This is a genomic window from Intrasporangium chromatireducens Q5-1 (assembly GCF_000576575.1).
Classification (GTDB): Bacteria; Actinomycetota; Actinomycetes; order Actinomycetales; family Dermatophilaceae; genus Intrasporangium_A; species Intrasporangium_A chromatireducens.
Genome location: NZ_AWQS01000244.1, coordinates 1 through 5502, shown reverse-complemented (window position 1 = coordinate 5502; position 5502 = coordinate 1). Strand labels below are relative to the sequence as shown.

Here is a 5502-nt window from a genome sequence, read left to right as displayed (position 1 = left end):
CGGTTGGTGGCCCCTCGACGGAGGGGGCGTTGTCGGCGAGGCGGAGGAGGCCGGCATAGTCCGGCTTGCCGGTCGGCAGCGTCGGGTGCTCGTCGACGGGGACCACGGACACCGCTCCCCGGGGCACTCCGGCGGCACGAAGCACCTTGCGGCGCAACGCCTCTCGAGACGGAGCTGCTCCGAGGCCGCAGGCTGCCACGATGACGCAGCCGTCGCGGCCAGCGCACCGGACGTCGCACCCGTCGTCCCGCAGCGCGCACTCGAGCCCGTCCAGGTCCACCCGGTGGCCGAGCACCTTGACGAACCGCGCCTTGCGGCCGACCACCTCGACGAGCCCGTCGTCGGTGATCCGGCCGAGGTCGCCGGTCCGCAGCGCGTCCACGGTCCGTCCGGCGGCCAGGTCCGCCGGTGCCGTCGCGTAGCCGAGCATGACATTGGGCCCGCGATAGACGATCTCGCCGTCCTCGATGGCGATCGACCCACCCGGCACGGGCACCCCGACGGCAGTGGGGCGCTCGCTCGCGAGCTCCGGCGGCAGGTAGGCCATTCGCGCGGTGGCCTCGGTCTGGCCGTACATCACGTAGAGGTCCCAGCCCCGCCGCTGCCCGAGCTGCGCCCACGAGCGCACCCGCTCGGGATCCATGCGGCCCCCCGCCTGCGTCACATAGCGCAGCAGCGGCAGGTTTCGCTCGGCGAAGCCGCTCCGCTCGAGCAGCTCGAAGGTGTGCGGCACCCCCGGGAAGGTCGTCGCGCCGGCCTCGACGAACAGCCGCCAGAAGCACTCGTCGACGACCGTGAGCTCGGTGAGCAGGACGCGAGCACCTCGCGCCAGATGGGTGTGGAGCACGGACAGGCCATAGGTGTAGGTGATCGGCAGCGTCGTCGCGGCGCAGTCGTCCGGGCGCACCCCGAGGTACTCGGCGATCTGGTCGGCGTTGGCAGCGAGGTTATCGGCGGAGAGGCGCACGAGCCGCGGCGATCCGGTCGACCCGCTCGTGCTGAGCAGGAGCACGAGGTCCGGGTGCAGCTCGTGCCGCGGCTCGGTGCGGCGGATGTCGACCGTGCCGCTCGGGCCGAGAACGATGTCGGGGTCGTATGCCGCTGTCAGCCGTTCCACGGAGCCGCCCGGTCCCGCTGCGGTGAGCAGGACGACGTGGCCGGCGGCGAGGGCGGCCAGGTAGCCGACGACCGTGTCGAGGGTGTTGCGCCCCTCGAGGAGGACGAGGCGGCGCGACCCGGCCAGGCACCCGGCGAGCGCCTCCACGCGAGCGGCGAGAGCGGCATACGTCACCTGCTCGTCGGCGGTCACGACGGCCACCCGCTCGCCGTGCTCCCCCAGCCCGCCGACCCATGGCAGCCTGCTGGCCGCAGGGGCGGCCTGGCGCCGGGACGTGGCGGGCGAAGTGGACGGCACGGCGCGCAGTCAATAAGGTTAGGCACACCTAAGTCAAACCGCGAGATTGATTTCGACGACGAGAACCGGTCCGCTACTCTCAATTAGGTAAGGCAACCCTTGCGTATATCGTGAGGCGCGTCACGCCACCTCCGCACCACCCCCGATTCGCACCTGGAGCGCCCTGTGACCCGAAGCCGAGCCGCCGCCCTCGTCGCCACTGTCGCGGCGTCGGCGCTCCTGCTCACGGCATGCGGCGGCAGCCTCGAGGCGTCGGGTCAGCTCGACGCGAACAAGCTGACGATCTACAGCGCCCAGCACAAGAACCTCACCGAGGAGTGGGCCAAGACGTTCCAGGACAAGACCGGCGTCCAGGTCCAGATCCGCTACGGCAACGACTCGTCGATGGGTGCCCAGATCGTGCAGGAAGGCACCAAGTCACCGGCCGACGTCTTCCTCACCGAGAACTCCCCCGCCATGACCACCGTCCAGAACGCGGGCCTGCTCGCGAAGGTCGACGACGCGACGATCGGCCAGGTGGGCGACGCCTACGTGCCGTCCTCGCACGACTGGGTCGGCATCGCGGCCCGCTCGACGGTGCTCGTCTACAACCCGAGCAAGATCTCCGAGGCCCAGCTGCCGACCTCGATCATGGACCTCGCCAAGCCGGAGTACGCCGGCAAGTGGGGTGCGGCCGCCGGCGGCGCCGACTTCCAGGCCATCGTCTCGGCCATCCTCGAGCTGAAGGGCCAGGACGCCACCGCGGCGTGGCTCGCCGCCCTCAAGTCCGGCGCCAAGATCTACCAGAACAACATCGCGACGATGAAGGCCGTCAACGCCGGCCAGGTCCCGATGGGGATCATCTACCACTACTACTGGTACCGCGACCAGGCGCTCGACAAGTCGAGCAGCGGCAACACCAAGCTGCACTACTTCAAGCACGAGGACCCGGGCGCGTTCGTCAGCCTCTCCGGCGGCGCGGTGCTGAAGTCGAGCAAGCACGCGAACGACGCGCAGAAGTTCCTCGCCTTTGTCACGAGCAAGGACGGGCAGCAGCTGCTCGCCTCGAGCGACGCCAAGGAGTACGCCGTCGGCAGGGGCGTCGCCTCCGACCCGGCGCTGCCGCCGCTCGACACGCTCGAGGCCCCGAAGATCGACCCGTTCACGCTCAACGGCCCCAAGGTCATCGAGCTGATGACCCAGGCGGGGATCCTCTAGCCGATGAACGGCACCCGGACCCCGGCACCGCAGGAGGCCACCACGGCCCCCGGGGTCCCGGCCTACCCGGGAGCGCCCGGAGCCCCCTTGGCTGGGACGCCCGGTGGGACGTCCGGAGGGTCGCCGGATGGGCGCGGCGGCCCGGCGCAGGGGGCACCCGACGGACCCACTGGGCCGGCACCGCACGGGCGGCTCACGCCGACGTCGCTGCCGCTGCGCATCGCCTCGCTCGTGGTCGCGGCGGTCTGCTCGCTGCCCGTCGTCGTCGTGGTCCTCAAGGCCTTCGAGAGCGGTCCGGGGCAGGCGTTCGACCTCGTCTGGCGCCCGCGGGTCGGCGAGCTGCTCGGCAACACCGTGTGGCTCGTCGTGCTCACCTGCACGATCACGGCCGTCCTCGGCGTGGCGAGCGCGTGGCTCGTCGAGCGGACCACCCTGCCGGGTGCGGGCTTCTGGCGGGTCGCCCTCGTCGCGCCGCTCGCCGTGCCGGCGTTCGTCAACAGCTTCGCCTGGGCCTCGTTCCTGCCGTCCCTGGAGGGCCGGACCGGCGCCGTCCTCGTGACCTCCCTGTCGTACTTCCCGTTTGTGTTCCTCCCGGTCGCAGCGGTGCTGCGCTCGATGGACCAGGGGCTCGAGGAGGCCGCGCGCTCGCTCGGCCTCGGACCGTGGCGCGCCTTCTTCCGCGTCAGCCTGCCGCAGGTCCGCCCCGCCCTCCTCGGCGGCGTCCTGCTCGTCGCGCTGCACCTGCTGTCCGAGTTCGGCGCGCTCGCGATGCTGCGCTACCCGACCTTCACCACCGCGATCCTCGACCAGTTCGAGGTCGCCTTCGACAACAAGTCCGGCAGCGTCCTCGCCGTCGTGCTCATCATGCTCGCGCTGACGTTCCTGACGGTCGAGCTGCTCGTGCGCGGCACTCGCCGGCACGCCCGCGTCGGCACCGGGACGATCCGCCGGCCCGCTCCGGCGCTGCTGGGGCGCGCGACCCCGCTCGCCCTGCTGGGCCTCGGTGCCCTGACCGTCCTCGCCCTCGGCGTGCCGGGCTGGAGCATCGTGCGGTGGCTGCTCAAGACCGGCGACTCGATGGAGCCGATCTCGCTGCTGCCCACCCTGTGGAGCACGCTGCGGTTCGCGCTGCTGGCCGCCGTCATCACGACGGTCGCCGCGTTCCCCGTCGCGTGGCTGCTCGCCCGCAGCCGCACCTGGCTGGCCGTCGCGGTCGAGCGGGTCACGTATGTCGCCTCCTCGCTCCCCGGCGTCGTCGTGGCGCTCGCGCTGATCACCCTCTCGATCCAGTACGTCCGGCCGCTGTACCAGACGACGGCCGTGCTCATCGTGGCCTACGTCATCCTCTTCATCCCCCGGGTCATGGTCGCGATCCGCGCCGCCATCGCGCAGACCCCGCCGGAGCTCAGCGAGGCCTCCCGGGTGCTCGGCAGCGGACCGCTCGCGACCTTCTTCCGGGTCCAGCTGCCGCTCACCCTCCGCGGCACCCTCGCCGGCTTCGCCCTCGTCTTCATCGCCGTCTCGACCGAGCTGACCGCGACCCTGCTCCTCGCCCCGACCGGCACCGACACGCTCGCCACGGCGTTCTGGAGCGCGAGCGGGTCCCTCGACTACCCGGGCGCCGCACCCTATGCCGCCGCTATGGTGCTCCTCTCGGCCCCACTCACCATCCTGCTGCTCCGCACCAGAGGAGCAGGCAGCGGCCACCGCAAGAACAAGGACCAGCTGACGTGACGACGCTGACCATCACCGGCATCACCGCCTCCCACCAGGGCACCGAGGTCCTGCACGGCATCGACCTGACGGTGCCGAGCGCGACGACCACGGCGGTCCTCGGCCCCTCGGGCTGCGGCAAGTCGACCCTGCTCCGGGTCGTCGCCGGCTTCCTGCGGCCGGACTCCGGTGAGGTCCGGCTCGGCGACGAGGTCGTCGTCGGCCCCGGCACGTGGGTGGCCCCGGAGCGTCGCGGCCTCGGCTACGTCTCGCAGGAGGGCAACCTCTTCCCGCACCTCGACGTCGCCGGCAACATCACCTACGGCATGCCGCGCCGCGGGCGCCGGGACCGGGCTCGGGTGGCCGAGCTGCTCGAGCTCGTCGGCCTGTCCCCCGACCTCGCCTCGCGCCGGCCCGACCAGCTCTCCGGTGGCCAGCAGCAGCGGATCGCCCTGGCCCGGGCCCTGGCCCGCCGGCCGAAGGTGGTCCTGCTCGACGAGCCGTTCTCGGCCCTCGACGCCGAGCTGCGGGTCTCGACGCGCGAGGCGGTCGCTGCCGCCCTTGCCCACGAGCAGGCCACCGTCGTCCTCGTGACGCACGACCAGGCAGAGGCGCTGTCGTTCGCCGACCAGGTCGCGATCATGCACGAGGGCCGCTTCTCCCAGGTCGGCGCGCCGACTGAGGTCTACAGCACGCCGCTCGACCGGCGCTCTGCGACGTTCCTCGGCGAGGCCTGCTTCCTGCCCGGCCGCCTCGAGGACGGCGTCGTCCAGTGCGCGCTGGGCAGCCTCACCGCCCGCAACCCCTGCGGGCTCGCCGGCCGCTGCGAGGTGTTGATCCGCCCGGAGCAGGTTCGCCTCAGCGCCGAGGTCGAACCGACCGATGGGGCGACGGCGCGGGCCGAGGTGCGCCGGGCCGCGGCCGAGGTGACGAAGGCGTCCTACTTCGGCCACGACGCCCTCGTCGAGCTGCGCCTGCTCGAGCCCGGCTCGTCGCCCGCGGTCATCTCGGCGCGCACCTTCGGCAGCAATGTCCCGGCCGTCGGCAGCCGCGTCATCGTGACCGTCGAGGGCGAGTCGCAGGTCTTCCCCTCGTCCGACGGCGAGCCGGAGCGCGAGTCGGCCGTGCCAACTGCGGCTCACTGAGCCGTCGGTTGGTGGCCCCTCGTCGGTTGGTGG

Annotated in this window: 4 protein-coding genes; 3 read left to right on the top strand and 1 reads right to left on the bottom strand. The window is 72.2% G+C overall.

Going from position 1 to position 5502, the window contains the following annotated elements; genetic code table 11:
* Positions 1-1414: AMP-binding protein (locus N864_RS18690; RefSeq protein ID WP_240474401.1), on the bottom strand; the 1414-nt coding region annotated here is incomplete at its 3' end.
* 165 nt (positions 1415-1579) lie between these two features.
* Between N864_RS18690 and N864_RS18685 the strand changes: the two genes are divergently transcribed.
* From N864_RS18685 to N864_RS18675, 3 genes are read left to right on the top strand one after another with little or no spacing between them, the layout of a single operon-like run.
* Positions 1580-2611, top strand: coding sequence for an iron ABC transporter substrate-binding protein (locus N864_RS18685; protein WP_081794030.1), 1032 nt, complete (start codon positions 1580-1582; stop codon positions 2609-2611).
* Positions 2612-2614: 3 nt separating this feature from the next.
* Positions 2615-4345 carry an ABC transporter permease gene (locus N864_RS18680; RefSeq protein ID WP_081794029.1) on the top strand — a complete coding sequence of 577 codons (1731 nt, stop codon included), beginning with the start codon at positions 2615-2617 and terminating at the stop codon, positions 4343-4345.
* Entirely contained in the window at positions 4342-5469 is a 1128-nt protein-coding gene (locus N864_RS18675) for an ABC transporter ATP-binding protein (RefSeq protein WP_034720688.1), read from the top strand. The genes N864_RS18680 and N864_RS18675 overlap by 4 nt, the downstream gene beginning before the upstream one ends.
* Positions 5470-5502 lie beyond the last annotated feature (33 nt).